The following is a 25878-nucleotide window of genomic DNA, read 5'->3' on the forward strand; positions in this document are numbered from 1 at the left end:
GCCACGATGATCGGGAACGACCCGGCGAGCCGACAAGCGATCAACGCGGGCTGGTCATCCGGTACGGACCGGTGGTGTTCGGCCGAGGTTGGGCATTCGCCGTCGCCATGCCGGGCTCGTCCAGGTTCGGGCAGCGCAGGCCGCGGGCCGGCGGTTGGAGGTCGATCAGGTAGGCGTCGACCGCGGCGTTCACGCACGGGCTGAAGCCGTAGACGGTGTGGCCCCAGCCCTCGTAGGTGATCAGGCGGGCGCGGCTCTGCCTCGCGGCCGCCAGCGTCCATTCGTACACCGTGGCGAAGTCGTGCACGTTGCCGATCATCACCAGCGGCGGGGCGTTGTCGATGTCCAGCGGGCGCTGCGGGTTGGTGTTCCTGGTCCCGCTGTTCACGCAGGTCATCGCGTGGTCGACGTACGGGGACCACTCGATGATCGGGAACCGCTGGGCCAGCCGGGCCCGCAGACCGGCGTACTCGGCGTAGTCGCGCACCGGGTAACGCCAGTCACTGCACCAGATCAGCGGGTAGGGGTTGGGGCCGATCTCCGCGAGCGCCGCGAAGTCCGCGCCGCTGGCGCCGGTGCCGTCGTGCAGTGCCCGCAGCTCGTCCGCCACCGTGCTCCACAGCTGCGGTATGACCGTGACGAACGCGATGCCGGCCAGGTCGTAGAAGGTGACCGGCTCGCCGTCGGGGTCGACCAGCGTGCCGGCCTTGGCGCGGGCCTTCAGATCGGTGTACACGGCCGTGCTGCCCAGCCCGTGCAGCGCGCAGGCCTGCGTGCGGTCGCACCAGCTCGCGAACTCCCGGAACGCCTGCTCGACCGGCGCGGTCTCGGTGCGCATGAAGTCCCAGGCGGTGGTGATGCTGTGGTCCATGTTGCCGTCCATCACCAGCGCGCGGACCCGGTGCGGGAACACCTGGGCGTACTGCTGCCCCATCAGGCTGCCGTAGGAGTAGCCGAGGAAGGTCAGCTTCGGTTCACCGAGCGCGGCCCGGATGGCGTCCATGTCCCGCACCGTGTGCAGGTTGTCCACGTGGAAGGCCAGCCGACCGGAGTTCGCCCGGCAACTGTCGTGCAGCTGCCGGTTGATCGCGGCGAGCTGGTCGAACTCGGCCTGGCTGGCCGGGCGCTTCGCCGCGTCCGCCCGCTCGGACAGCTCGACGTCACAGCGCAGCTGGGTGCTGGTGTTGATGCCGCGCGGGTCGAACCCGACCTGGTCGAACCGGGCGTTGACCTGGTCGGTGAACACGTCGCCGGACTTGATCATCTCGACACCGGAACCGCCGGGACCGCCCGGGTTCACCAGCACCGCACCGATCCGGTTCGCCGGATCCTTGGCCGGCCGGCGGGCCAGCCCGATGGTGATCTGCTCGCCCCTCGGCCGGGAATAGTCGAGCGGAACCCGGATGGACGCGCAGTCCACTCCTTCGGCGTCCGGACACGGCTGCCAGTTCACGGTCGGCCGGCTCGCCGGTTCGGCCGCCGCGACACTCGATCCGACCACCCCCGGCACCACGGTCGCGACCAATGTGCTCACCCATAACGCGAGCAGGCTTCGCTTATGCAATGTGACCTCCCCATTCACTTGCCGCCGTAGATCGCAAGGATGCTCCCATCATGCCCGCACACGTCGCACAGCCGCCAGGAAATCGCCTTCCGCAAATCTGTCGTTTGTGGAGCCGGTCAGAGTGTTGACTCGACGGATGAAAATCGCTCTCTATGGGTTGCACCGGGGTAGCAGCGCCGATCCGGAGGTGCGGGTGCGGCGGGCGCTGCTGGCCGAGGAGGCCGGCTTCGAGGCCCTCTGGGTGGGTGATCACATCGCCCTGCCGGTCGAGGACAGCGCCGACCCGCCGGACCAGCCGCGCCTCGAGGCGGTGGTCGCCCTGGCCCATCTGGCCGCGGTGACCAGCCACATCCGGCTCGGCATCGGGGTCGTCGTGCTGCCCCAACGCCAACCGGTGTTGTTGGCGAAACAACTGGCATCTGTCGATTTCCTGTCAGGTGGCCGGCTCACGGTCGGCGTCGGCGTCGGCTACGTCGAACCCGAGTTGCGCGCCCTCGGGGTGTCGCCGGCCGAGCGCGGTGCCCGCACCGACGAGTACCTGGCCGTGCTGCGCACCCTCTGGGACGAACCCGCGGCGTCGTTCGACGGCCGGTTCGTCGCCTTCGACGGGGTGATCCAGCGACCCCGGCCGGTCCAGCGCCCGCATCCGCCGGTGATCATCGGCGGCTGGTCGCCGGCCGCCTACCGGCGCGCGGTGAGCGCCGGAAACGGCTGGTACGGCTGGGATATGGACGTCGAGCGGACCGCGGCGGAGCTGGCCGAGCTGCGCGCGGCTACCAGCCGGCACGGCCGGCCGGCCGAGCTGGGCGAGTTGGAGATCACCATCACCCCGCCGGGCCGGCTCGACCTGGACACCGCCCGGCGCTACGCCGATCTGGGCGTGCACCGGCTGGTCGTGCAGCCGAGCTCGATGGACGGCACCGAGATCGACGACCTGATCCGAACGACCGGATCGACCCTGATCGGCCGGATCTGAACGCGGCGGGAGGTGTTGATCGCGCGGCTATGCTTCTCAACTGACCGTGGGCGGCCGGTCACCGACCGGTACGACTCTCAACGTCTCTGGGAGAGGCCATGACGGAGATTCAGCGGTACCTCGCCGAAGAGGTCGCCGAGGACCTTGCTGACGGCATCATCGGTCGACGGGAAGCGGTACGCCGCTTGGGGTTGCTCGGGGTGACCGGCGCGGCCGCCACCGGCCTGCTCGCCACCTTCGCGGCGGCCCCGGCCGCCGCCGAGCCGGCGTCGGCCGATCGCGGCGGCCGGCACGACGGGTCGGAAACCAGCTGGGCACCCGTCGCCCGGGAGTCGATCACCTTCGCGGGTCCCCGGGTGCCGCTGATGGCCGCATGGGCGGCCGCCGCCCGACCGCGCGGCGGTGTGCTGGTCATCCACGAGAACCGCGGGCTGAACGAGCACATCCGCACGGTCGCCGGCCGGTTCGCCGCCAGCGGATACTCCGCGCTGGCGCTCGACCTGCTCTCCGAGGAGGGCGGCACCGGTTCGTTCCCGGGCGAGGCCGAGGTGGCCGCCGCGCTGTCCCGGATCCCGCCGGAGCGCTTCGACGAGGACATGCAGGCCGCCGTGACCGAGCTCAAGCGGCGGGTGCGCGGCAAGAAGCTGGCGGCGATCGGGTTCTGCTTCGGCGGCGCCATGGTGTGGCGCCTGCTCGCCGCGGGCGAACCGCGTCTCGCCGCGGCCGCTCCCTTCTACGGACCGTTCCCGGAGGGCGGCAACCTGGACGGCTCCCGCGCCGCCGTGCTCGGTGTCTACGGTGGACTCGACGCTCGGGTGAACGCCACCCGTCCCACCGCCAAGGCCGCCCTCGAAGCCGCCCGGCTCAAGCACGAGCTGATCACCTTCACCGAGGCCGACCACGCCTTCTTCAACGACACCGGTGCCCGGTTCAACGCCCACGCCGCCACCGAAGTCTGGCGCCGCGCCCTGAACTGGTTCGACGACGCCGACCGCAACGACCGCTGAGCATCCGACCGCACACCCGCCACCGGCGCGACGGCGCCGGTGGCGTGTCCACATTGGAGGCAATCCGGCCGTGCGCTGTGGTTCACTTGGGCCGTGATCGACGAGCCGGGGGGAGTGGCTGGGCCGCCGTGGCGGCGGTTGTCGTCCCGGGTGCTGTTCGAGTCGCGCTGGTTACGGGTGGTCCGGGATGAGACCGTGCGGCCGGACGGGTCGGATGGCGAGTACGACCGGGTGGAGGTGCCCGGGTCGGTGACGGTGCTCGCCGTGGACGAGCGGCGGCGGCTGGCGATCACCCGGCAGTGGATCTACGTCCATGGCGGCACCCAGTGGCGGTTGCCGTCCGGCCGGATCGATGACACGGACCGGGATCCGGAGTCCGCGGCCCGGCGGGAACTTCGCGAGGAGACCGGGATCTCGGCGGACCGGCTGGTCCCGCTGGGCACCATCAACTGTGCCGACTCGTTCACCAACCATCGGGAGCACACGTTCCTGGCCACCGGGCTGCGCCCGGGCGCGGCCCGGCTGGAGGCCGGCGAGGCCGATCTCGAGGTGCACTGGCTGGCGGCCGCCGAGGTGATGGACCTGGTCACCTCGGGCGCCATGCCGCACGCCGGCAGCTCCTTCGCCGTGCTCAGCGCGCACCTGCGCGGTTTCCTCGGCGAGGAAAAGTAGCAGTTAACGGCCTGTTTCCCGATTCCTATTCGATTGGGAAACGGTCAACTTCTTGTCGTTAACAGGACACTGGCACATCCTTCTGGTAGGCGCCAATCGATTCCCGAAAGCGCCAATTATGGGAAAATCAGACGAAGGAGAATGTCATGTCCGCATCCCGGGCTGTCCTTATTTCGGCCAAAATCGCCGCGCTTGCCGGGTCGATTTTCATCGCCATTGCGGCGCCGACCACGGGGTTGTCCGTTGCGGTCGCCGACGACGGCGGAACCAACCAGCCGCCGCCGTCGGAACGGCCCGACGGCAACTCCTGGGGTGGCTGAAACTCCGAAGTGGTCTCCCGGGCGCGCGGCGCCCGGGAGACCACTATGCAAATGGCACATTGCATTCTGATTCGGCCAATGGTGTACTGCGGGGACAGCAGCGGAAGGATGTCGCCTGGAGGCACCGGTGGACGAGACATTCGGTGCGACGTTGAGAAGGCTCCGGCAGGCCGCCGGTATGTCCATGGGCGAGCTGGCCGGGCGGATCAACTACACCAAGGGCTACCTGAGCAAGATCGAGAACGATCTGAAGCCGCCCAACCCGACCGTGGCCAGACTGTGCGACGGCGCCCTCGACGCCCGGGGCGCTTTGATCGCCAAGGTCCAGCCGTCCCCCCAGCCCGAGGCGCCGCCCGAGGCGACCGGTGAGGAGGCGTGGGTGATGACCCTCCACGAGAACGGTGAGCTCCGCTTCCAGCAGTTCGACCGCCGCCAGGTGCTCGCCGGAGCCGGAGCCATGGTCGGCTCGGCGTTCGTCCGGGGTCCGCGTCCGACGATCGACCGGTCGGTCCTCGCCAGCCTGCGCGCGTCGTTCGAGCAGTCCCGCCTGCTCGGCCAGCAGACCAGCCCGGCCGTGGTGCTCGGTCAGGTGATCGCCCAGGTGCACACGCTGCGCGCACTCGCACGGGACAACCCGGAACCGGTCCGGTCCGAGCTGCTGGTGCTCGCCTCCCGGGTCGCCGAGTACGTCGGGTGGATGTGCCAGGAGTCGGGGGACGAGCGCGCCGCGGTGTGGTGGACCCGCCGGGCGGTGGCGCTTGCCGAAGCCGGACGGGACCGGGAGCTCTCCAGCTACGCCCTGGTCCGCGAGGCGGAGATCGCGTTGTACCAGCAGGATGCGATCAGCACCATCGAGCTGTCGCAGCGGGCGCAGGCAGGTCCCGGTGCGGGGCTGCGGGTCCTCGGTCTCGCCGCGCGGTGCGAGGCGCAGGGGCACGCGCTCGCCGGTGATCTCGACGCCTGCCTGGCCGCCCTCGACCGCGCCGGCGAGTACCTCGACACCCACCGGGCCGGCGCCGGCCGCAGCGAGGCGATCGTGCTCGGTTCGTCCACCGTCGCCGACCAGGTGCTGCTGGCCCGCGGCTGGGCCCTGTGCGACCTGGGCCGGGCGGCGGAAGCCGCCGCGCTGCTGGACCGGTCCGTGGTGACGATCCCGGTGACGGCGCGTCGGGCGCGGGCCCGGTTCAACACCCGGCGGGTGCTGGCGCACGCGCAGAGCGGCGAGATCGACCACGCCTGCGGCGTCCTCGGCGAGGTGCTCGGCGACGCGGCGCAGGTGGATTCGGCGACCGTGCGCACCGACCTTCGGCAGGTTGCCCGGACGCTGAACCGGTGGCACAACCACCGGGCCGTCCGCAACGTCTACCCCGAGCTGACCGGGGTGTTGCGGGCGCCGCGCTCGTCCGGATAGCCGCAGGCGCAGTCGAACCCGGCACGCGCCTGGCGGATCTGGGTCGCTTCCGGTGCGTCGAGCCGGTCGAAGCCCTGCTCGGCGGTGTGCCAGTAGTCCACCGCCTGCTGGTGATCACCGGTCTCGTGCAGCACCTGTGCGGTTCCGTGGCTGGCCTGGGCGAGCTTGCCGTGGTCTCTGGTGCCGCCGGCCAGGTCGTAGGCGGCCTGGTAGGCCCGCAGCGCGGACTCCTGATCGTGCAGGGCGTGGAAGGTGGCTGCCCGGTCGAGGTAGAGCTGGGTGCGCAGGTGGGCGTCGGCGACGGAGTTGGCCACCAGCTTGGCCCGTTCCTGGTAGCGCCGGGCCTCGGCCAGGTCGCCGCGGGAGCGGTGCACGTTGCCGGTGTAGTTGAGGGCGTAGGCCTCCACGCAGCGGTCGCCGATCTCCACGGCGATGGCGTGGGCCTGCTCATGGTTGGCCAGTGCCTGTTCGGGTTGGCCCAGCCGGAGTTGGACGGTGCCCAGGTTGTTCAGCGCGTGGGCCAGCCCGCTGCGGTAGCCGACCCGGCGCAGCATGTCCACCGCGGCGAGGTGCTGGCGGTGTGCCACGGCCAACTCGCCGCGCTGTTCGTTGAGGTAGCCGAGCATGCTCAGGGCATAGGCCTGGCCGCGTTCGTGACCGATCCGCTCGTACTTGGCCTGCGCCTGTTCGAACCCGGTGATCGCCTGCGCGGGGTCGCCGAGGTCGGCCATCGGTCCGGCGATGGCGCACAGGGTGTCGGCCTCGCCGCGGACATCGCCCAGTGCGACCCACAGCGGCAGGGCCTGCTCGGCCAGTTCGAGTGCCTCGGTGATCCGGCCGACCCGCCAGCTGGCCGTGGACAGCCGGACCAGTACGTGGGCCTGCCCGTAGGAGTTGGGTGGCTCGGTGGTCACGGTCTGCCGGGCCAGTTCGAGCGTCTCGGTCCAGTCCTCGAGGTGTCCGAGGGTGTAGAGGTAGCGCCACAGCAGCACGGCCAGCCGCCAGGTGTGCTCGCGGTGGTCGTGCTCCTTGGCGTATCTGATCGCGGCGATGAGGTTGGTGCGCTCGGTGGCCAGCCAGCTCAGCGCGGCCGGCTCGTCGTCGAAGGCGAGGGCCGAGGCGGATCCCCGGTCGAAGGCCGGCAGGTGGCCGCCGTCGAACGGGAACGCGGCGGCGATCGCCGAGCCGGTGGTGACCAGGTAGAAGTCCAGCAGGCGGGCCAGGCCGGCGCTCACCTCGGCCGGCTCGGCGGGGGAGAGCGTCGCGGCGAACTCCTTGAGCGGGTCGAGCATGTGGTAGCGGCCGGGCGTGGCTTCCTCGAGCAGGCTCGTCCCGTGCAGCTCGTCGAGTAGCGCGGCGGCCTCGGCAGTGTCGCGGCCGGTGAGCGCGGCGGCCGCGGGCCCGTCCAGGTCCTGGGCCGGGATCGCGCCGTACAGCCGGAAGAGCGTGCCGGCCGGTTGGTCGAGCTGCTGGTAGGAGACCCGGAACGCGACCCCGACATCGCCGAACCCGGCCCAGGAGCCGGACTCGCGCAGCAACCGGACCAGGTGCTCGACCGGCCAGCTGTCGTGGCGGCGAAACTGCGCGGCCGCCACCTTGATCGGCAGCGGCAGCCGGTCGCAGCGCGCCACCACCTCGGCGACCGCGGCGCCCCTGGCGCGTAACCGGTCCGGGCCGGCCAGCTTGCCGAACAACTCGGCGGCCTCCTGCGGCGGCAGCGGGCCGAGCCGGCGCACCTCGGCGACCTCGAGGTCATCGCCCACCCGGCGGCTGGTCACGATCGCCAGACAGCCCGGCGCCTCGGGCAACAAGGGCCGCACCTGATCGGCGGACGAGGCGTTGTCCAGCACCACAAGCGTCCGGGTGCCGTGCAGCTTTCCTTGGTAGAGCGCCCTTCTAGCGGTCAGCGTCGGCGGGACGGCCTCGTCCGGCAGGCCGAGCCGGGTCAACAGCCGCCCGAGCGCATCGGCCGGGCTGACCGGCGCGGCGTTGGGCGTGAACCCGTCCAGCTCAACCAGCAGCGCACCGTCGGGGAACCGGTCGCGCAACCGGTGGGCCGCCTCGATGGCCAGCGCACTCTTGCCGACCCCGGGCGGCCCGCTCAACCACACCACCCGCGGGTCGGTCGCCACCTGCCCGGCGACCGCCTCGATCGCGGCCAACTCGCCGGCCCGCCCGGTGAACCGGGCCGGCCTGCCCGGCAACACACCGCGGCGCCCGTCATAGCGGGCCAGCCAGGCCAGATCCCGCAGCTCGGCCGGGACCGGCATGCCGTAGGCATCCAACGCCCGCACGGTCTGCTGGTAGAGCCGCATCGCCGCCACCCGGTCGTCCCCCGCGAGCAGGGCACGCATCAACAGCTCGGCCGGGCGCACCCGGCTGGGATCGGCCCGCACCACCGGGCCGAGCCGATCCCGCACCCGCCGGTGATTACCCGCCGCCAGCTCCAGTTCGGCGAGGTCGCCGAGCGCGTCCAACCGCTGGTTCTCCGCGGTGACCACGTCGGTGCCGCCGACCCGGTCGATGTCGATGTCCTCCAGGAAATCCCCGCGCCACAGCCCGACGGCCCGGCGCAGCAATGCGGTCGCGGCGACCCGATCTCCGGCCCGCTTCGCCGTCTCCGCCTCGGCACACAGCCGGGTGAACCGCACCGTGTCGATCTCGTCGTCGCCGACCCGCAGCACGTACCCGGTCGGTGTGGTCGTGATCTCCGTGCCGGTGCCGCCGGCCGCCTTGAACGACTTGCGCAACTTCGCGATGTAACCGGGGACCAGGTTCGTGCTCGGCGCCCGGTCGCCCCAGACGATGTCGATCAGCCGGTCGCCGGAGACCGGCCGGTTGGCGTGCAACAGCAAAACGACCAGAACGAACCGCTGTTGCTGGTCCCCGAGATCGACCTGGCGGTCGTCGTGCCACGCCTCGAACGGACCCAGCATCCGGAACTCCATAGCCGGATCTCCTTTTGATCCATCGCCGTTCAATCCCGTCCGGCGACCCTCGGATCGAGCCACCCTCACCCCGGCCCACCATAAGGAGTGTCGATGCGCGCCGGCCCCGTCCTGCCCATCTATGTGGTCTGTGACCATTCGTTCTCGATGCTGGATCACATCGACACGGTGACTGACAGCCTGCTCGAGCTGCACCGAACCTGCGGGCTTGATCCACTGGTCGCGGAGCGGACGCGATTCTGCTTGATCGGCTTCTCCGAGTCGCCCGAGATTCTACTGCCCCTCGGCGGGCCGGACGGGCTGGCGACGATATCCGGCGGTGTCACCCGGGCGGCATCCAATTTCGGCCCGGCGTTCAGCTTCCTGCGGGAGACCATTACCCGGGACGTGGCCGTGCTTCGGCGGAATTCTCACGAGGTGTGCCGGCCGGTGGTGTTCTTCCTGTCCGACGGACAGCCGACCGATCCGCTGGCCTGGCCTGCGGCCCACGCCAGACTTGTCGATCCGGCCTGGGCCGACCATCCCGACATCGTGGGCTTCGGCGTCGGTGAAGCGGATCCGGTGACCATCAACCGGATCTGCACGTCCGGTGCGTACCTGGGTCGCAACGGGGCGGACCTGGGCGCCGCGCTCATGCATCTCTTGTCCATTTCTGGTCCATCGGTCCCGTCCAGGCTGTCCACAGCCGGACGGACGGAGGCGACGATGGAAATTCATTAGCCGACAACGCTGCCGGGGCGGCCGGGGTCCGGCTGGGTTCGGCCGGACCGTCGACCGCCCGATAGCCGAGAGCGATCCCGAGCACAAAACCGGCGAAGAACGCCAGGCCGGCCAGCCGAATGGTCACGGAAACCGCGCACAGAAGCTTCATGTCGTCTCTTTCTCCGGAATGGATGGTTATGACCTCCACCACCGAGTGTGTCCCCCCTCAGGTGCACATCAAAAGGCGTTTCCCTGGTCACGACCCGACCGGCAACGGGAAACGTTGGGAGGGCTCGAGCATGGTGACGATCACCGACCTGGTCAGGGAACTGAAGCTGCTCCGCAAGGGCCGAGGAGTGTTCGTCAGCCAGATCGACGAACGCATCGGGCCGGCACTGCGGGAGGTCTGCGCCATCGACGACGCGGATCCGCCCGCGGTGGTCCGCCGAAAGGTGGCCGAACGGCTGGAGCAGCTCGCCGGTGAACTGCCGGCGGACATCGGGGTCGCGGTGCTGGCCGCGTTCGCGATCTGCCCGGAGGCCCGGTTTCGGCTCTACCAGGAGCGGGTGGAGTGGGCGGCCACCCGGTTGAACCGCGACCCGCGGACCGCGCGCCGCCGGGTCGACGACGGGATCGACCATCTCGCCCAGCTCGCCGTCGTCGCGGCGGCACCGCCCGCGCAGGATCCCGCCTCGGTCGAGACCGGTTGGCACACCGCGGAGCTGCGACTGGTGCTGGCGCTGGACCGGCCGGCACCGGAGGCGATCGAGCAGCGCCGCATCGTCGCCGACCGGGACGGCCTGACCGAGCTGGACCTGGCCATGACCCTGGCCGCGCCGGCCGATCAGGCCCGGCTGGACGCGTTCGTGCTCTACGGCGGGACCCTTGCCGAGCGCGGCATGGAGACCACCTACCGGCGCTCGTTCACCGTCGCCCTGCCCCGGCCGCTGGCCAGGGGCGAGTCGCACGACATCGGCGTCCAGTTCCGGTTGTCCGACGGGCGGGCGATGCGGCCCTACTTCGTCTGCGTGCCTCGGCACCGGTGCGCGCTGTTCGACCTTCGGGTCCGGTTCGACCGGGCCCGGGTACCGGACCAGATCTCGGTGCTGCGCGGCGTTTTCGAGCGCGATATCGACGACCCGGTGCGGGACGGCGACGGCGTGGCCGCCGACGCCGCCGGCGACCTCCACGTGACCTTCCGCAACCTCGGCTCCGGCCTCGCCTACGGTGCCCGCTGGGGTTGATCGGTTCCGGTGGACTCCTGCGCCGTGACGGGGGCGAGCAGTGCGGCGGTGGCGTCCTGCTGGAAGTGCCTGGCCCAGTCCAGCGGAGTGGCGTCGAACCGCTGGTCCCGAAGGTCGGGGTCGGCGCCCAGGTCCAGCAGCCGGCGGGTGAGCTCGGTGTTGCCGGTGACCGCGCCGTGGTGCAGCGCGGTCTCCCACGGCTCCTCGACCGGTGCGTCGCCACGCCCGTAGGCGTTGACGTCGAAGCCCAGCTCGGCAAGCAACGTGACCGTCTCGACCGGAGCCTTGGTCGCGGCCCAGACGATCAGCCCGGGACGGCTGTTCCTGGCCCGGGCCACGACATCGGGGTGCTCGGCCCGGATCTGGTCCACTGTGGACCGATCGGCGCGGAACGCCGCGGCGATCAGCTCGCGCACCGGGTCGGGATCGGGTGCGGTGGCGCCCTCGGCGAGCAGGTAGTCGGCGATCTCGGTGTCGCCGTACTCCTGCGCCAGCTCGACCGGGGTGCGGCCGTCGCCGGGGCTCCACGCGGGTCCGTCCCCTTCGAACGGGGCGCGGAAGTCGACGCCGTGCTCGACCAGCAGCCGAACCCGGGCGGGCTGGTGGTGCTCGACCGCCCAGCGCAGCTGGATGCGCAGCAGCCGCGCGGGCGGGGCCAACTCCTCGATCCGCCGCCGCCACGGCCCGCCGTCCCCGGTGCCCAGCCCGTACTCGAACAGCAGCTCCAGGTGCGAGTCGTCCGGCTCGAACATCCGGTTGTACAGGGTCTGGGCGTCGTTGGGGTCGGCGCCGGCGTCGAGCAGCAGCCGGCCGAGCGCCGGCCAGTGCGGGTGCCGGGGCTGGCGGTGCTTGCCCAGCTCGCCGTGCCCGAACACGCCGGTCAGCAACGTGAACGGGCACGGCAGGCCGTTGAAGAGGTAGCCGTCGTTGGGGTCGGCGCCGGCGTCGAGCAGCAGCCGGGCGACCGCGAGCACCCGCTCGGCGGGCACGGCCGGGTCGAACCGCGAGTAGACGAGGTGGAACAGCGGCCGCCAGCCCAGCGGGCCACCGCGCTGCGCCACCAACTCCGGCCGCTCGCCGAGCAGCCGGCCGACCTCGTCCGGCCGGGCGGCCGCCGCGGCGGCCCAGATGTCCACAGTGGTCAGATCGGGATGCTCGGCGAGCAGGCGGCGGGCCCGGTCCCAGCGCTCCGGCCCGTCCTCTCGGCTGTAGGTCAGGCAGGCCAGGCGGCAGAACTCCGCCGCCGGGCCGGCCGCGGGCGCCGCACCGAGCCCGCTGTCCCAGCCGTGTTCGGCCACCGTGTCCAGGTAGCGTCCGAGCCGGGGCCAGCTGGCGAACCCGTACTCCCGGGCCACCACCAACTGCGCCGCGCTGAGCCGAAAACCGCCGGGGTCGTCGGGCACCCCGCCGGGATGGTGCCGGGCCAGCCGCGCCACGGCGTCGGGATCGCCGGCCCGAACGGCCCGTTGCAGGGCCCGGGCCTGCCGGCGGAACCGGTCGATGTGCGGGCGGTCGGGCATGCCCATGGTCGGCATGATGCCTCCTCTCGTACGCCTGATGTCCGCTCGGTCAGGCCGAAAGGAGAGCGATGATGGCGGGTGCCGCACGACCCAGGTGGGCTGAGCCCATTCCCGCGGACCGGCGGCTTCCTGGCAGCCGCCGACACTCTAGCTCACCTGCTGTGGCGGTACGGCCACGGCAACGGCGGGGGTGGGGGCGGGTGCCCGACCAGAACCTGTACAACTGCCACTGACCTGATCCGTTCCGGCAGCGGCGGGCTCCTCGCACAACGCCGAGGAGCCCGCCGGGTTTTCGACCCCGGTCAGCCCTTGCCGAGGATTTCCCGCAGTGCGGCCATGAACTCGGCCGGCTTCTCGATGTGCGGGCTGTGCCCGGTGTCGGCGATGGCCACCTCGTCGAAGGTGCCGCCGGCGGCGGCGTACCGTTCCAGCACGGCCCGGGTCTGGGCGACCATCGGTTGCGGCGGATGGGTTTCGGCTCCCGGCCAACCGGGCACCGCGCCGAGCGCGCCCAGGTTGGCGAGATCGAACATGGACGTGTCCGACACGATCAGGTCGTCCGTGCCGCGAATCCAGCGGATCGGCGGCTTGGGATCGACGGTGTGCAGATCGTCGAGCCGGTGGTGCACCGGGGCCATCGCGTTGAGCACGCCCCGGTTGCCGGGGGCCACGCCCGGCCACGCCGCCGTGCCGGCCACGTCGCCCGGATAGTGGTCGTCGCCGATCCGGGTGCTGAGCATGGCGTCGACGAGCATGTCCAGATGCTCGGGGTGGCACGGCGGCTTGACGTAGAAGGCCAGCAGCACCTGGCGCGGCGACAGCGGCGAGGCGTCCGACCGGTCGCCCTCCCGCAGCAGCCGCACGAAGTCCGGGTTCGCCGCGCCGCCGCCCGATCCCGCGCCACCGGCGTCGACCAGCTCGCCGGTCACGCCGCGGGTGCCGCCGTAACCGTAGGGGGACACCGGGTTCACCAGCGTCGCGGTGCGCACCAGCCGGGGTCGCTCGCGCAGCAGCCGCATGACCACACCGCCGCCCATGCTCCAGCCGACCAGGTGCGCCGCGTCCAGCCCGAGCGCGGCCATGGTGGCGGCGAGATCGTCGGCGTAGTCGCCGAGGCCCCGGCCGGCGTCCACCGGAAGCGGATCGGTCCCGCCGAACCCGCGCAGGTCGACCGCGAACGACCGGTAACCGGCCGGCAGGCCCAGCATGGTCTGCTGCCAGAACACGCTGGACGACACGTTGCCGTGCACGAAGATCACCGGGGCGCCGGACTGGCCGGGCACCTCGAGCAGGTGCACGGAAAGCCGGTCGGTGGCCACGGTGCGTGCGGCGATTCCGGCGAGCAGCCGGGTCATGGCGGACTTCCCTTCTACGACAGCCAACCGGCGACGGTCGACAGGACCGCCGACGCCCAACCGAGTTGGAGGTGGTTCGCGGAGCCGACCAGCGCGGTGCCGCCGACGGTGCCGATCCCGGCGGTGGCCAGCGCGCTGCTGACGAACACCACGCCGTCGCTGGGCCCCCTGGTCTCGTTCCAGATTCCGACGATCGTGGGTGCGCCGCCGGCCAGCAGGTAGACCGGCACGCCCGCCGGGGTCGGCGTGGCCTGGATGGTGGCGATCAGCGAGCCGGCGTTGATCGCCGCCTGGATGCCGGGACCGCTGGTGTAGAAGCCCTGCCCGCCGTAGTAGGTGGTGTACCAGTCCTGGGTGGCGGTGTTCACCCCGTAGACGCCGTCGAAGCGGGCCAGCATCTGCCGCTGCCCGGGATAGGCGTCCCGGCCGGCGGTCGGCGTGATGGACAGCTCGGGATGGTAGGTGTAGGCGCCGAAACAGGTCATGTTGGTGTGCGGGCTCGGCGCGTTGACCGCCCCGCCGCACTCCGGCCAGATCGAGAAGTCGTGCGCCCAGCCGTGCGCGAACGGGTAGTCGTAGCCGCCGTTCGGGCCGCCGAGCAGCACCAGCCTGCGCACGTCCCCGGCGTAGCCGCGACCCCACGACGGACGCACCGAAGCGACGTACATCCGGGCCGACATCATGCCCTTGCTCCAGCCGACCACGTCAACCGAACCGACCCCGAGCCGCGCTTTGATGATCGCGATCGCGTCGCCGACCTGTTGCGCCTGCTGGTAGTTGTCGCCCTGCTTGTGCGCGAACCCGATGGCGAACACCCGGTGGCCGCGGGCGCTGAGGTACTGCATGAGCCCGGTCGACGGGCAGCTGACCGAGCCGCAGCCGAACCCGCCGGACTCGTTCGGGTTGGCCCAGGCCCGGTCCGGGTTGTCGTTGGCGCCGTGCACCAGCAGCACCGGAGTCGGCCGGCTGCCGGAATCCCAGCCGGGTGCGGAGTAGAGCAGGAACCGCGCCGAGGACGGCCGGGCCACGCCGCCGAAGAAGGTGCGCCGCTGCCCGTCCTGGTCGCCGCGGCCGTCCGGCGGGTACTGCTCGTCGGCGAAACCGGCCGTGGTGTCGCGGTAGCGGTCCACCGTCGCCCACCCGTTAGCCACCGTGGTGAACGTGGCCTCCCTGGTCAGGTACGCCGGGTCCGCGGCGGCCGGCGCCGGCATCGCGCAGAGCCCGGCGAAGACCAGCACGCTCGCCAGCAGCGGCCGCGAGGATCGGGGAACGGGCATCGCGGCGACCTCCCGGCATCGGCTGCGGTAGAGGTACCTTCCGCGCCGCGCGCCGCGCCGTCAACGTGCGTGACCACCATCGCCGGCCGCCGGCGCATGTGTGTCGGCCACACCGGATCACGGGTTGTTCGTGGCGCTCACCGAGATGGTCTTGGAGACGTTCTTGATGCCGGCCGGCCACACCGTGTAGGTGTGCGTCGTCGTGCCCGGGCCGGTGCCGCAGCCGAAGCCGAGGGACAGCTGACCGGCGGCCGGGTACATGCCGTACGCGGCGTAGCGGGTCGGGTCGTCGACGGCGAGCGCGGCACCGCCGGCGCCGGTCACCTTCCATTCAATGATCACGTCCGTGCCGGGCGTGCTGAACGGGGCGTCGGGCGTGCCGCGTACCGGGCAGGTCGGCTGCCGCACCACGGCGAGCGTCACCGTGGCCGGTGGGGTGCTCGGCGCCGGTGTGCCGGTGCTGGTCCGGCTGCTCGGCGGCCGGGATGCCGGGCCGGGTCTGCCGCTCGGGTTCGATCCGGTGCCGGTCGGGCCGGTAGCGCTGGTCGGCGCCGCCGTGGCGCTGGCCGACGCCAGACCGGCTTCCCGCGGTTTGCTCCTGGCGCTGGACTGCGGGTCCTCGCAGCCGGTCAGGCCGATGACGGCACCGACCAGTGCCACCAGCCCGAGGATTCGGGGTGCGGTTCCAGCGCGCATCCATGACCACCATTCCGTCGCGTTCGCAGATAATCTCGGGCGGACGAACGGAATCGTGACGGTTCACAATGGCCACCCGCCCGGTTCGACACGTCGAACCGGGCGGGCGGGCGAGGGGGGATCACCCGGGACGGGTGGTCACTGGTTGAGGATCCGCTGCTTCTGCTGCTGGAACTCCTCCTCGGTCAGCACGCCCTGGGCCTTCAGGTCGCTGAGCTTGCGAAGCTGGTCCAGCCGGGCGTCCATCTCGTCACCCTGGTCGTCGGGCTGGGCCACGTAGACGGGCTGCGCCTGCTGATACGTGGGCTGGGGCGGATAGGCCTCCTGCTGTGCCCAGCGACCCGCCTGCCGCCGGGACACCCGGTTGGACACCGCGGTCGCGGTACCGGCAACGACCGCGGTACGGGCGATGCCGCGAAGCAGACCTGGCATGGAACACGTCCTTTCGTCAGGGTTCAGCTCGGGACGCGGTCGCCCAGCTCAGACATGTCCAGCGTGGACAGGAGATCCGATGCGGAAACCGGTCCCCGGGCGACGAGCTCCGCACCGCTTTGCCGAAGCGCGGCGACGAACGGGGCCGCCCAGAGGTTCTCGTAGATCAGGATCGCGGCCGAGTTGCCTTCGGTCAGCACACCCGCGGCCTCGTTCAGGTCGTCCCTGCCCAGCAGGTTGGACGCCGCTCCTTCGAAGATCGCGAGGTCGAGGTCCCCATCGCCGTCCAGGTCGGCGATGGCCATCGCGGTGATCTTGTCGCCCGCGTCCTTGCGGACGAAGACCAGGTCGAGAACGCGAAGCATGCCCCGGTCGACGAGCTCGACGAGGGCGGCCAGTCCCGCCCCGGTCAGGCGACTGCCCGGAAACTCGACCACCAGGTAGTCGATCGGTCCGTTGTGGTGCTTTTCACCCGTGGGGGTCTCTTCATCCGTCACCGGACCAGCATCGGTACCCGGTGCCCCGCCGGCATCGCCTGGTCCGGGTGACGTCTGCCCGGTGCGTTGGCGATCTCGTTCAGGGTGCTGTGCACACTGTCGGTCATCGTCTTGACCTCGCCGAGCTTCGTGCTCTGGAAGGCCATGACCTCCTTGTACGCGATGTACGCCGGGCCCTCCCACTTGTTGTGGCTGGGCATCTGGGTGGCGTTGAGCTTCTGGGCCAGCTCGCTCGTCTTCGCGCCCACCTCGGTGTTCCAGTCGCTGGCGACCTGCCGGACCGCGCCGGCCGAACCGCGTTCGGCGTAGACCTTGACGATCTTTTCCACGACGTTGTCGTGCTCGGCGGAAAGCTTGTTGAACGACCGCTTCGCGACCGGCTGCAGGTACCCGGGCAGGCGCGGAAGCACGACGTTGACGGCGTTGACGAAGTCGTTCCAGATCTGCTCGAGTTCCTTGGTTCCGGCCTCGATCCGCTGGACCGCCTCGTCGAAGGCGGAGTCGGTCATCAGAGATGCTCCTCGAGCCGTTTGAGCGCGTGGGCGTTCTCCTCGTCCTCCCGCAGGTAGGTCGTGGCGACGTCCACCAGGGTGGCGGCGACCTTGTCGAACTCGGTCGCGGCGCCGGCGAGCAGGGTGGTGAACTTCTGCCGCAGGCCGTCATAGGCGTCGACGACCCCGCGTGCCTCCGCGGCGTAGCCCAGCCTGGCCGGTCCCAGGGTCAGGCCGTCGGCCGTGCGGGACGCGGCCTGCACCGCGTCGGATATCTCCCCCCACTTGTCCGAGTCCGCCACCAGGTGGCTACAGGCGACCGCTACCGACGTCAAAGGGATCCCTCATCTCTGTTGGGGTCGGGAAAGACCCAGTTCCCGGCACAGCGCGACGGGGTCACTGGCCAGTTCCTGGATCCGCGCCAGCGACGCGGGCACGCTGACGGTGCCCGCGCCGTCGAGCTGGCGTCCCGCGGCGCGAAAAGCACCGAGGGCCTCGGCGCGGATCTCGGTGTACCGGGCGGAGGTGGCCCACCGGGAGTCGACGGTCACCGCCGAGACCGACCCGGGTGCCATGGTGACGTGGATCCGGCCGTTGCTCCCCTTCGCCTCGGCGGTGACGTTCGCCGCCCGCACCAGCTGTTCGCGGTAGGCCGCGAGATCCCGGTCCACCGTGGCGAACAGCTCGCCGATCTCGGCCATCAGGTTCCGCGCCACCGCACTGGACGGATCACCGCCGGCGTCCAGGGCGTCCGCGCGGGTGGTCGTGGACAGCCCCGGCTCGAGATCGGTGCGCTCGATCATGTCGCCGAGCCAGCCGGACAACGCGTTGTTCGCGGCGGTGAGCAGGGCCTGACCCAGCTCGCGCGGCCCGATCCAGTCCCGCCAGTTCGGTGGCACGCCCACGTCGGCGACCACACCCGTACCGTCCACCGTCACCGTGATCACGTCCCGGTCGTCGGCGCCGGTGAACCCGGTGGTGCCCGGCTTCGATCGTGGTGTCGGGGGTGGCCGGTCCTCGTCGCCAAGGTCCGGTTCGGCGAACCCGCGATGCCAGCCGTCGTCTCTGCGCATCGCTCTCCCCGTTCCTCGGTAGCACGGCGCCCAGAGTTTTTCCCGCAGACCTTTCACCGTCCTTACCACGAGCCTGCCGCGGCGCGGATAGCCTCACCGCCATGCGGTTTCGACTGCTCGGACCGGTGACGGCGGTCGCCGACGGCGAACCCGTCGCCGTCGGTCGCCGGCGCGAGCGGCTGCTGCTGGCGGTGCTGCTGTTGGAAGCCGGCCGCCCGGTGTCGGTGCGGCGGCTGGCCGAACTGCTCTGGACCGGCGAGTCCGTGCGGTCCCCCCGGGACGCGATCTACGTCTACGTGTCCCGGTTACGCCGGTGCCTGCGCGCCGGGGGCGTCGAGCTGGCCAGCACGCCGGCCGGATACGCCGTCCTGGTCGACCCGGAGACGGTCGACGCGCACCAGTTCACCCGGCTGACCCGGCAGGCCCGGGAGACCGCCGACCCGGCCGAGCGGGCCGAGCTGCTCGACACGGCGCTGCGCCTGTGGCGCGGACCCGCGCTGGCCGATGTCGCCTCGGACGAGTTGCGCGCGCAGTTGTGTGCCCGGCTCGCCGAGCAGCGGATCGCCGCGCAGGAGTCGAGGGCGGAGGCGTACCTGGACCTTGGCCGGCACGACGAGCTGGTCGCCGAGTTGGCCGAGCTCACCAGGGCGCACCCGACCCGGGAGCGGTTGGTCGCCGCCCGGATGCTCGCGCTGCACCGGGCCGGGCGGCAGACCGAGGCCCTCGAGGTGTTCCGGCAGGCGGTCGGCACCCTGGCCGACGAGCTGGGGTTGGATCCGGCTCCGCGGCTGGTCCGGCTGCACACCGCCATCCTGCGCAACGACCCCGAGCTGAGCCTGGTGCCACCCGGGGTCCGGCCGGCACCGGCCGCACCCCGGCCGGCCCAGCTGCCCGGTGATCTGGCCACCTTCACCGGCCGGGCCGCCGAGCTGGAAGCCCTGCTCGCGCTGCACCCCGACGGCACCGACCCGCCACCGACGGTCGTGCTCGGCTCGATCGACGGCATGGCCGGCGTCGGCAAGACCGCGCTGGCCGTGCACGCCGCCCACCGGCTCGCCGACCGGTTTCCGGACGGCCAGCTGTTCGTCAACCTGCACGGCAGTACCCGGGGCATGGATCCGGTCGCTCCGGCCGACGCCCTCGACCGGATGCTGCGATCGGTCGGCGTGCCCGGGGTCCGCATTCCGCACACCCTCGAGGAACGCGCGGCGCTGTGGCGGACCAGCATCGCCGGCCGGCGGATGATCGTCGTGCTGGACAACGCGCTGGACGAAAGCCAGGTCCGGCCGCTGCTTCCCGGCGCGACGGGCAGCCTGGTGCTGGTCACCAGTCGCCGCCGGTTGACCGGACTCGACGACGCGGCGCCGGTCTCCCTCGACGTGCTGCCGGTCGCCGACGCGACCGCGATGTTCCGCCGGATCGCCGGGGTGGACCGGCTCGGTGCGGCGCCGGCCGAGCTGATCGACGAGATCGTCGCCCGGTGCGGCCGGCTGCCGCTGGCCATCCGCCTCGCCGCGGCCCGGTTGCGACACCGGCCGACCTGGACACCGGGTCACCTGGCCGATCGGCTCCGGGACCGGGAACGCCGGTTGGCCGAGCTGGAGTGCGGCCAGCGCGGCGTCACCGCCGCCCTCGACGTCTCCTACCGGTTGCTCGAACCCGATCAGCAGCGCATGTTCCGGTTGCTCGGCCGCCACCCCGGACCGGACTTCGACTTCCACGCCGCCGCCGCACTGGCCGGCACCACGGCGTACCGGGCCGAACGGCTGCTCGACGATCTGCTCGACGTCCATCTCGTCGCGCAACCCCAGCCGAACCGGTACCAGCTACACGATCTGGTCCGCACCCACGCGGCGCACGTCTGCGCGGAGCTGGAATCCGAGGCCGAACGGCACCGGGCGGCGACCCGGCTGTTCGACCACTACGCCGGCACCGCGACCGTGGCGATGGATCTGCTCTATCCGCACGAGACCGGCGCACGGCCCCGACCGCCGGAGTCCGGCGTCCCGGTGCCGGAGCTCGACGGCGAGCCGGCCGCCGCGGCCTGGCTGGATGTCGAGCTGACCAATCTCCTCGCCGTGGCGCAGTGCGGCGGTCCCGCCGCGGCCGTGCGGCTGTCCGCGCTGCTGCACCGGCACCTGCGCACCCGGGGCCGCTACTCGAACGCCGAAACCCTGCACACCTGTGCGCTGCGGGCCGCGCGCCAGTCCGGTGACCGGGTCGCCGAGGCCGACATCCTGACCCGGCTCGGCCACGTGCACCGGATGCAGGAACGCTACGACGCGGCGATCGACTGCCTGCGGCAGGCCGTCGAGCTCGCCGGCCGGACCGGGCACCGCGCCGGCGAACACGATGCGCTGTGGGGTCTCGGTCAGGTCCACCGCCTGCAGGGTCGATACGGGCCGGCCATCGACTGCTTCCGGCTCGCCCTGTCCATCGCGCGCGCCGTCGGGGACGGTGCGGGCGAACTCAACGCGTTGACCGGACTCGGCGCCGCCTATCGCGCGCAGAGTGCGCATGCCAGGGCGATCGACTGCCTCCAGGACGCCCTGGCCATCGCCCGGACGCTCGGCGACCGCGCCGGCGAGCACAACGCGCTGCGCGGCATCGGGTCGGTCCACCGCATGCAGGGCCGGTTCGACCTCGCGATCGACTGCAACAAGCAGGCGCTGGCCATCGCCCGCTCGACCGGCCACCGGGTCGGCGAGCTCAACGCGCTTGGCAGTCTCGGCCACGCGTACCGGCTGGACGACCGGTACGACGCGGCCACCGGCTGTTACCGGGAGGCCCTCGACCTCGCCCAGCAGCTCGGTCACCGCAACAGCGAGTTCGAGGCTCTGTACGGCCTCGGACAGGTCGACCTGTCCATCGGGCGGGCGGACCGGGCGCTCGCCCACCACCGGCGCGCGCTCGACCTCGCGCGCGAACTGGGGCAGGCTCCCGACCAGTCGCGGGCCCACGACGGCCTGGCCCGCGCCTGCCATGCCCTCGGTCAGCGCGATCTCGCCCGCCGGAACTGGCAGCAAACCCTGGCCATTCTCGCCGACCTCGGTCTCACCCGGATCGAAGAGATCGATGTCGCCGAGATCCAATCCCGGCTGACCGATCTCGACCGGCACGAAGCCGCCGGACGACACCGTTAGCCGAGGGCCGGCGCTCAGAACTCCTGCGCGTACTCGAAGTAGTAGGCGCCGAAGCAGGAGCTACCGCCCGGCCGCACGTCCAGTCCGAAGTCGACGGCGTACCGGTTCTTTTCCGCGACACATTCCGACAACGTTGCGAAGTTCGACGACTTGAACCATTTGATCCAGTTGGTGCCACCGGTTGCCGACCCCGGCGCGACCGCGGCCACCGTCCCGGCCATCATCAGAGCCACCGCCGCCCGCACGACCACACCTCGTCCGCTCATGATTCATTCACTCCCGCTGCTCGGCGCCGCCCCCAGCATTCCGCCGGAACCGGCCGTCGTCCAGCAGCCGGTTGCCGGTGCTCAGCCGGTTTCGTCCGTGGTCACGTGTGGGGCGCCGACCGGCTTGGATTCCGGTGAGCCGCGCTGCCGCAGGTAGATGGACAGCACCACCATCGAGCCGATGGCCAGGAACTCGGACTGCCAGTTCTGCAGGGTGCGGTCCCAGAAGTCGGGGCTGGCCAGGTACTGCAGCCAGCTCAGCTGCTCCTGCTGGTGGGTGGTCTGGTCGTTGTTGTAGACCACGACCCCGGCCAACGACTGGGCCAGCCAGGACAGCAGGAACAGGCCGGCCATCATCAGCCCGAGGGAGTTGGAGTACACCCTGGTGCGCCAGCCGCCCGTCTTGGCCCAGGCCGGTGCGCCTGCGGTCGTGTGCGCGCCGAGTTGTTGCTGCTCGTCGGTTTCGCCGCCGATCTCCTTGGGCATCTTCGATTCGGGGGAACCGCGTTGAATCAGCCAGACGGTGGCCAGGATGAACAGGAAGAACTGCAGGTACTCGGACTGCCAGTTCTCGGCGACGTCGACGACGAACTCGCTGGAGGTGAGGAACTCCCCGAACGAGACCGCCGGTTCGCCATGGGCGAGTTGCTGTTCGTTGTAGCCGGCGTGCCCGGCAAGCGCCTGACCGACCAGTGCGGCCAGGAACAGCACCCCGAAGAACAGGCCGAGGCCGTTGTCCCGCAGCACCCGCTTCACCATGTGCGGTCCCCTTACCGTCCGAGCAACCCGATGACGATGAAATAGCCCAGGCCGGCAAGGATCGTCGCCAGGTAGACGGTGAACAGGCCGCGGCGCATCACCGCTCCCTCGGGTGGCGCCGCGCGGTGAGACAGCCGGTCATGGGACCGGGAATGACCACGACCGCCGGCCGGCAAACCTCAGCGATCAAGAATCCAGCCGACCAGCGCGGCCGTGCCGACCCCGAGGGTGACCCCGGCCAGGAGGTCGGTCGGCCAGTGCACCCTGGCGCGCAGCCGGCCGTAGATCGCGGTCAGGGTCAGCGGCGCGACCAGGGTCGCCCGGCGGACGTCGTGGGCGACGACCGCGGCGGTGAACGCGGCCGCCGTCGCCGCGTGTGCCGAGGGGAACGACGAGGAGTCCGGGCGTTCCTTGAGGAGTCGCCGGGCCGGGCCGCCGGGCGGCTCGGGCCGGGCCCGGCGCGGCGTGCCGCGTTTGATCAGATGAGCCAGGCCGAGGGCGGCGACGACGGCAAGGGCGGCGTGCCGGGCCACGCGCCGGTCGCCGCCGGGACGCAGCGCCTCGGCGGCGCACAGGGCCAGCCAAAGCCCGCCGCCGCGCGCCGCGGTGGTCACCGCCATCACCACTCGGCTCGGCGGCCGGTCCGGGAGGGCGGGGTCGCCGGCCAGCGCCCGGGCCTCGGCCCGGTTCAACCTCTCCCACCGGCGGCCCATGCGTTCCTCCGTTGCGACGTGCGCGGTTCCGCACCCGGTGATTCCCCGGCCGCAATCGGGGTAAACAGGGGCTGAGCGGCACAAACGGGTTCGGTCGGGAGGAGGACCGATGCATGCCGTGACCCGGCTGGCGGAGTTGGCCGAGTTGGTAGATCTCGGAGTTCCGGTGTATCTGCGGTACTCCCCGGGACCCGAGGCGGACGCCGGGCATCCCAGCGTCGACCACGAAAGCGGGCTGGCCATGCCCGGGCATTCGGCCAACCCGCTGCGGCCGCCGGGCTGGTGGACCCTGCCGACCGAGGACTGGTTGGCCCGGGCGGTCTGCCAGTACCGCCGCAAGATCGAGGAAGGCTCCCGGCCGTGGGTGCTCACCGGTGAGGTGGTCGATGTCGGCCCGGACAACGAACCGCTGCTGGTCGACGTGCGGCCACTGGCCTGGCTGACCGCCGATCTGGTGGCCGAAGCGCACAGCCGTTACCAGAAGCGCATGGATGCCGGCAGAGTCCGGCGCTGATCACCCGCGTGGGGGCCGGCAGGTTTGACAGGGGTCATGCGGGGTTACTTGCACAGAGGACCGTGCAGCGTCAAACAGCCGGCGCCTGTCTCGTTCCGTCGTGATTCGGCTGGATGGGGAGGCCCGTGATGGACTGGGAGTTCGAGTCGGCGGCGGCGCGTGGGCTGCGCTGCTACGTGGAGTTGGTGGCCGAGGCGCTGAAGTTGACCGGGCCCGGCTGGATGGTTCAGCTGGACCCGCCGGTCAGTGCGTACGTGGCGGTGGATCTGCGGCATCCGGATTTCCCGGGCTGGGACACCGCGCTGCTGTGGCATGAGCTGTACGGCTGGTCGCTGGCGGTGGAGCCGCGGGCCAGTGGGGATCTGCGGGTGGTCGGCTATCTGGGTGGCGACGTGCTGCCCGACCCGGGCACGGTGGCGGCCTTCGCCGTCCGGGAGACCGGCGCGGCCCGCGCCGGGCGTCCCGCGGTACGTCCGGACCCACCGCGGCTGCGCGACGGGAGCCCGGACGATCTGCTGGACCGGTTGGCCGGTTACGCGGCGACGCCGGGCGACCGGGCGGTGCGGGACACGGCCTGCGGCGCGGAGCCCGTCGTGCCGTTGCCGTTGGGCTGACTGTCCATCGTGGACCGCGCGGTCCGGCTGGGTAGGTACCCCGATCGGGGCGCATGGACACCGCCCGAGCGGGTACCCGCCAGTCGTATCGACGACGGAGACGGAGGTGTGTCGTGCCGAAGGCATGGAGCGACAAGCGAGAGCGTCAGTACCAGCACATCAAGTCCTCGGCGAAGAAGCAGGGCGCTTCCACCGACCGGGCCGAGGAGATCGCCGCGCGGACGGTGAACAAGAACCGGGCACAGTCCGGCGAGGCCAAGAAGTCCAGCCGAAGCTCCACACAGGACTCCTCGCCGCAGCGGCGCGGCGGCCAGCGGTCCGGGAAGACGGGGCCGAAGGGCCCGACCCGGGACCAGCTCTACAACGAGGCCAAGAAGCGCAACATCAAGGGCCGGTCGAAGATGACCAAGAACGAGCTCGCCACGGCATTGGGCCGCTGAACCGACCGTGCGGTTACGGCGTAGTGACTGTGCCGGCCGGGGGGTTCGGCGGGTTCGGCGGGGCCGCGGGTTCTCCTATGTGGATGACGGGGGGAACCCGGTCGACGCGCAGACCGTGGACCGGATTCGGGGCCTGGTGATCCCCCCGGCCTGGCGGGACGTGTGGATTTGCCCGCATGCCAACGGGCACATCCAGGCGGTCGGCGTGGACGACGCCGGGCGCAAGCAGTATCTGTACCACGCGGAGTGGCGCCGGCGGCGGGACGCCGAGAAGCACGACCGGGTGCTCGAACTGGCCGAGCGGCTGCCGGCGGTCCGCAAGAAGATCCGCGACGACCTGGTCTCGACGGGGCTGACGCCGGAGCGGGTGCTGGCCGGAGCGTTGTGGATCCTGGACCGCGGCGTGTTCCGGACGGGTGGCGAGGAATACGCGGAGGAGAACGACTCGCACGGGGTCACCACGTTGTTGCGGGGGCATGTGCGGTTGCGCGGCGGGGAGCTGCGGTTCCGGTTCCCGGCCAAGAGCGGGATCGAGCGGGTGGCGGTGATCCGGGACGCGGAGCTGGCCCGGCTGATCACGGCGTTGCGCCGGGGCCGGGCCGACGACGAACGGTTGTTCGCCTACCGCACCGGGCGCGGGGTCCGGCGGGAGCTGACCGCCCGGGACGTCAACGAGCGCTTCAAGGAGCTTGCCGGTGACCGGTTCACCGTCAAGGACATGCGTACCTGGACCGCCACGGTGCTGGCCGCGGCCGAGTTCGCCGCGCTCGACCCGGCCACCTCGAAACGGGCGAGCAAGCGCGCGGAGGCGGCGGTGATGCGGGCAGTCGCCGAGCAGTTGGGCAACACGCCCGCCGTGGCCCGCCGGTCGTATGTGGACCCGAGGGTGATCGACCGGTTCGCCGACGGGCACACCATCGATCCGCCGAGCGGCGACCGCGAGGACATCGAGCACGCCGTGCGGCGCCTCCTGCGCGGCTGACCGGGGTTTGGCGGGCGGAATAGCAGGGCAACACTCCAGGTAACGAATGTCCGCTCGGAAGGAGGCAGGAATTCGGTGAGTGCCGAAGACAAGTTCGATGCGAAGGCCGACGAGATCAAGGGCAGGACCAAGGAGACGGTCGGCCGGCTGACCGACGACGAGGACCTGGAAGCCGAAGGCAGGGGTGAACGGGCCAAAGGTGCCGTCAAACAGGCGGTGGAGAAGGTCAAGGACGCCTTCAAGAAGTGACGAGCCGGCCGAC

27 protein-coding genes are annotated in these 25878 nt (G+C 71.4%); 13 read left to right on the forward strand and 14 right to left on the reverse strand.

Features of this window, described 5'->3' with window-relative positions; translation table 11 throughout:
• Nucleotides 1-40 precede the first annotated feature (40 nt).
• A complete protein-coding gene (locus VFV67_RS33630; protein ID WP_326474754.1) occupies nt 41-1564 on the reverse strand; it encodes an alpha/beta hydrolase in 1524 nt (507 codons plus the stop codon).
• Between the two features lie 136 nt (nt 1565-1700).
• Between VFV67_RS33630 and VFV67_RS33635 the strand changes: the two genes are divergently transcribed.
• The 5 genes from VFV67_RS33635 to VFV67_RS33655 all read left to right on the forward strand — a co-directional run bounded on the left by VFV67_RS33635 (nt 1701) and on the right by VFV67_RS33655 (nt 5950).
• Nucleotides 1701-2540, forward strand: coding sequence for a TIGR03619 family F420-dependent LLM class oxidoreductase (locus VFV67_RS33635; RefSeq protein WP_326474755.1), 840 nt, complete (start codon nt 1701-1703; stop codon nt 2538-2540).
• A gap of 98 nt (nt 2541-2638) precedes the next feature.
• A complete protein-coding gene (locus tag VFV67_RS33640; RefSeq protein ID WP_326474756.1) occupies nt 2639-3547 on the forward strand; it encodes a dienelactone hydrolase family protein in 909 nt (302 codons plus the stop codon).
• Between the two features lie 93 nt (nt 3548-3640).
• Nucleotides 3641-4219, forward strand: coding sequence for an NUDIX hydrolase (locus VFV67_RS33645; protein ID WP_326474757.1), 579 nt, complete (start codon nt 3641-3643; stop codon nt 4217-4219).
• A 146-nt stretch (nt 4220-4365) separates the two neighbouring features.
• A complete protein-coding gene (locus VFV67_RS33650) occupies nt 4366-4539 on the forward strand; it encodes a hypothetical protein (protein WP_326474758.1) in 174 nt (57 codons plus the stop codon).
• A 127-nt stretch (nt 4540-4666) separates the two neighbouring features.
• Nucleotides 4667-5950 (forward strand): helix-turn-helix transcriptional regulator, encoded by a 1284-nt coding sequence (locus VFV67_RS33655; protein ID WP_326474759.1) that lies wholly within the window; start codon nt 4667-4669, stop codon nt 5948-5950.
• Here VFV67_RS33655 and VFV67_RS33660 read toward each other — a convergent pair.
• A complete protein-coding gene (locus VFV67_RS33660; RefSeq protein ID WP_326474760.1) occupies nt 5902-8898 on the reverse strand; it encodes an AfsR/SARP family transcriptional regulator in 2997 nt (998 codons plus the stop codon). The two genes, VFV67_RS33655 and VFV67_RS33660, sit on opposite strands and share 49 nt — an antisense overlap.
• 93 nt (nt 8899-8991) lie before the next feature.
• Between VFV67_RS33660 and VFV67_RS33665 the strand changes: the two genes are divergently transcribed.
• Complete coding sequence (locus VFV67_RS33665) at nt 8992-9618, forward strand: vWA domain-containing protein (protein ID WP_326474761.1); 627 nt, start codon at nt 8992-8994, stop codon at nt 9616-9618.
• A 281-nt stretch (nt 9619-9899) separates the two neighbouring features.
• Nucleotides 9900-10844, forward strand: a complete 945-nt coding sequence (locus VFV67_RS33670; RefSeq protein WP_326474762.1) for a hypothetical protein — start codon at nt 9900-9902, stop codon at nt 10842-10844.
• Here VFV67_RS33670 and VFV67_RS33675 read toward each other — a convergent pair.
• The 9 genes from VFV67_RS33675 to VFV67_RS33715 all read right to left on the reverse strand — a co-directional run bounded on the left by VFV67_RS33675 (nt 10823) and on the right by VFV67_RS33715 (nt 18185).
• Complete coding sequence (locus tag VFV67_RS33675; RefSeq protein ID WP_326474763.1) at nt 10823-12379, reverse strand: hypothetical protein; 1557 nt, start codon at nt 12377-12379, stop codon at nt 10823-10825. The two genes, VFV67_RS33670 and VFV67_RS33675, sit on opposite strands and share 22 nt — an antisense overlap.
• 287 nt (nt 12380-12666) lie before the next feature.
• The gene (locus tag VFV67_RS33680; RefSeq protein ID WP_326474764.1) at nt 12667-13719 is read right to left on the reverse strand and encodes an alpha/beta hydrolase; all 1053 of its coding nucleotides are present in this window, start codon (nt 13717-13719) and stop codon (nt 12667-12669) included.
• Between the two features lie 14 nt (nt 13720-13733).
• Entirely contained in the window at nt 13734-14996 is a 1263-nt protein-coding gene (locus tag VFV67_RS33685) for a lipase (protein WP_326474765.1), read from the reverse strand.
• Between the two features lie 117 nt (nt 14997-15113).
• The gene (locus VFV67_RS33690; RefSeq protein ID WP_326474766.1) at nt 15114-15692 is read right to left on the reverse strand and encodes a hypothetical protein; all 579 of its coding nucleotides are present in this window, start codon (nt 15690-15692) and stop codon (nt 15114-15116) included.
• A gap of 138 nt (nt 15693-15830) precedes the next feature.
• A complete protein-coding gene (locus VFV67_RS33695; RefSeq protein ID WP_326474767.1) occupies nt 15831-16124 on the reverse strand; it encodes an SHOCT domain-containing protein in 294 nt (97 codons plus the stop codon).
• Between the two features lie 23 nt (nt 16125-16147).
• Nucleotides 16148-16621, reverse strand: coding sequence for a DUF6325 family protein (locus VFV67_RS33700; RefSeq protein WP_326474768.1), 474 nt, complete (start codon nt 16619-16621; stop codon nt 16148-16150).
• Complete coding sequence (locus VFV67_RS33705) at nt 16618-17130, reverse strand: hypothetical protein (RefSeq protein WP_326474769.1); 513 nt, start codon at nt 17128-17130, stop codon at nt 16618-16620. The genes VFV67_RS33700 and VFV67_RS33705 overlap by 4 nt, the downstream gene beginning before the upstream one ends.
• The gene (locus tag VFV67_RS33710) at nt 17130-17414 is read right to left on the reverse strand and encodes a hypothetical protein (RefSeq protein WP_326474770.1); all 285 of its coding nucleotides are present in this window, start codon (nt 17412-17414) and stop codon (nt 17130-17132) included. The genes VFV67_RS33705 and VFV67_RS33710 overlap by 1 nt, the downstream gene beginning before the upstream one ends.
• Before the next feature lie 42 nt (nt 17415-17456).
• Nucleotides 17457-18185 (reverse strand): hypothetical protein, encoded by a 729-nt coding sequence (locus tag VFV67_RS33715; RefSeq protein ID WP_326474771.1) that lies wholly within the window; start codon nt 18183-18185, stop codon nt 17457-17459.
• A gap of 101 nt (nt 18186-18286) precedes the next feature.
• On the opposite strand from VFV67_RS33715, the gene VFV67_RS33720 reads away from it, so the two are divergent.
• On the forward strand, nt 18287-21328 hold the full coding sequence (locus VFV67_RS33720; RefSeq protein WP_326474772.1) for an AfsR/SARP family transcriptional regulator: 3042 nt from the start codon (nt 18287-18289) through the stop codon (nt 21326-21328).
• A 14-nt stretch (nt 21329-21342) separates the two neighbouring features.
• Here the strand turns inward: VFV67_RS33720 and VFV67_RS33725 are convergent, their stop codons facing one another.
• From VFV67_RS33725 to VFV67_RS33735, 3 genes are all read right to left on the reverse strand, one after another.
• Complete coding sequence (locus VFV67_RS33725; protein ID WP_326474773.1) at nt 21343-21594, reverse strand: hypothetical protein; 252 nt, start codon at nt 21592-21594, stop codon at nt 21343-21345.
• Nucleotides 21595-21675: 81 nt separating this feature from the next.
• The gene (locus tag VFV67_RS33730) at nt 21676-22353 is read right to left on the reverse strand and encodes a DUF6766 family protein (RefSeq protein WP_326474774.1); all 678 of its coding nucleotides are present in this window, start codon (nt 22351-22353) and stop codon (nt 21676-21678) included.
• Between the two features lie 179 nt (nt 22354-22532).
• Nucleotides 22533-23066, reverse strand: coding sequence for a phosphatase PAP2 family protein (locus VFV67_RS33735; protein WP_326474775.1), 534 nt, complete (start codon nt 23064-23066; stop codon nt 22533-22535).
• A 109-nt stretch (nt 23067-23175) separates the two neighbouring features.
• Here VFV67_RS33735 and VFV67_RS33740 point away from each other — a divergent pair, with 109 nt between their 5' ends.
• The 5 genes from VFV67_RS33740 to VFV67_RS33760 all read left to right on the forward strand — a co-directional run bounded on the left by VFV67_RS33740 (nt 23176) and on the right by VFV67_RS33760 (nt 25865).
• On the forward strand, nt 23176-23580 hold the full coding sequence (locus VFV67_RS33740) for a DUF6098 family protein (protein ID WP_326474776.1): 405 nt from the start codon (nt 23176-23178) through the stop codon (nt 23578-23580).
• 128 nt (nt 23581-23708) lie between these two features.
• Complete coding sequence (locus VFV67_RS33745) at nt 23709-24194, forward strand: DUF6292 family protein (protein WP_326474777.1); 486 nt, start codon at nt 23709-23711, stop codon at nt 24192-24194.
• Nucleotides 24195-24307: 113 nt separating this feature from the next.
• Nucleotides 24308-24634, forward strand: coding sequence for a plasmid stabilization protein (locus VFV67_RS33750; RefSeq protein ID WP_414636398.1), 327 nt, complete (start codon nt 24308-24310; stop codon nt 24632-24634).
• Between the two features lie 7 nt (nt 24635-24641).
• Nucleotides 24642-25616, forward strand: a complete 975-nt coding sequence (locus VFV67_RS33755; RefSeq protein ID WP_326474779.1) for a DNA topoisomerase IB — start codon at nt 24642-24644, stop codon at nt 25614-25616.
• Nucleotides 25617-25691: 75 nt separating this feature from the next.
• Nucleotides 25692-25865 carry a CsbD family protein gene (locus tag VFV67_RS33760; protein ID WP_326474780.1) on the forward strand — a complete coding sequence of 58 codons (174 nt, stop codon included), beginning with the start codon at nt 25692-25694 and terminating at the stop codon, nt 25863-25865.
• Nucleotides 25866-25878: the final 13 nt, after the last annotated feature.

Source organism: Actinophytocola sp., assembly GCF_035762905.1.
Lineage (GTDB): Bacteria > Actinomycetota > Actinomycetes > Mycobacteriales > Pseudonocardiaceae > DASYTH01.

What these genes read in the sequence shown, in the direction of transcription:
- VFV67_RS33730 (WP_326474774.1), bottom strand. Translation starts at nt 22,353, where the DNA reads ATGGTGAAGCGGGTGCTGCGGGACAACGGCCTCGGCCTGTTCTTCGGG.
- VFV67_RS33665 (WP_326474761.1), top strand. Translation starts at nt 8,992, where the DNA reads ATGCGCGCCGGCCCCGTCCTGCCCATCTATGTGGTCTGTGACCATTCG.
- VFV67_RS33670 (WP_326474762.1), top strand. Translation starts at nt 9,900, where the DNA reads ATGGTGACGATCACCGACCTGGTCAGGGAACTGAAGCTGCTCCGCAAG.
- VFV67_RS33685 (WP_326474765.1), bottom strand. Translation starts at nt 14,996, where the DNA reads ATGCCCGTTCCCCGATCCTCGCGGCCGCTGCTGGCGAGCGTGCTGGTC.
- VFV67_RS33675 (WP_326474763.1), bottom strand. Translation starts at nt 12,379, where the DNA reads ATGCCGACCATGGGCATGCCCGACCGCCCGCACATCGACCGGTTCCGC.
- VFV67_RS33635 (WP_326474755.1), top strand. Translation starts at nt 1,701, where the DNA reads ATGAAAATCGCTCTCTATGGGTTGCACCGGGGTAGCAGCGCCGATCCG.
- VFV67_RS33720 (WP_326474772.1), top strand. Translation starts at nt 18,287, where the DNA reads ATGCGGTTTCGACTGCTCGGACCGGTGACGGCGGTCGCCGACGGCGAA.
- VFV67_RS33680 (WP_326474764.1), bottom strand. Translation starts at nt 13,719, where the DNA reads ATGACCCGGCTGCTCGCCGGAATCGCCGCACGCACCGTGGCCACCGAC.
- VFV67_RS33650 (WP_326474758.1), top strand. Translation starts at nt 4,366, where the DNA reads ATGTCCGCATCCCGGGCTGTCCTTATTTCGGCCAAAATCGCCGCGCTT.
- VFV67_RS33640 (WP_326474756.1), top strand. Translation starts at nt 2,639, where the DNA reads ATGACGGAGATTCAGCGGTACCTCGCCGAAGAGGTCGCCGAGGACCTT.
- VFV67_RS33740 (WP_326474776.1), top strand. Translation starts at nt 23,176, where the DNA reads ATGCATGCCGTGACCCGGCTGGCGGAGTTGGCCGAGTTGGTAGATCTC.
- VFV67_RS33695 (WP_326474767.1), bottom strand. Translation starts at nt 16,124, where the DNA reads ATGCCAGGTCTGCTTCGCGGCATCGCCCGTACCGCGGTCGTTGCCGGT.
- VFV67_RS33745 (WP_326474777.1), top strand. Translation starts at nt 23,709, where the DNA reads ATGGACTGGGAGTTCGAGTCGGCGGCGGCGCGTGGGCTGCGCTGCTAC.
- VFV67_RS33690 (WP_326474766.1), bottom strand. Translation starts at nt 15,692, where the DNA reads ATGCGCGCTGGAACCGCACCCCGAATCCTCGGGCTGGTGGCACTGGTC.
- VFV67_RS33735 (WP_326474775.1), bottom strand. Translation starts at nt 23,066, where the DNA reads ATGGGCCGCCGGTGGGAGAGGTTGAACCGGGCCGAGGCCCGGGCGCTG.
- VFV67_RS33660 (WP_326474760.1), bottom strand. Translation starts at nt 8,898, where the DNA reads ATGGAGTTCCGGATGCTGGGTCCGTTCGAGGCGTGGCACGACGACCGC.
- VFV67_RS33705 (WP_326474769.1), bottom strand. Translation starts at nt 17,130, where the DNA reads ATGACCGACTCCGCCTTCGACGAGGCGGTCCAGCGGATCGAGGCCGGA.
- VFV67_RS33725 (WP_326474773.1), bottom strand. Translation starts at nt 21,594, where the DNA reads ATGAGCGGACGAGGTGTGGTCGTGCGGGCGGCGGTGGCTCTGATGATG.
- VFV67_RS33715 (WP_326474771.1), bottom strand. Translation starts at nt 18,185, where the DNA reads ATGCGCAGAGACGACGGCTGGCATCGCGGGTTCGCCGAACCGGACCTT.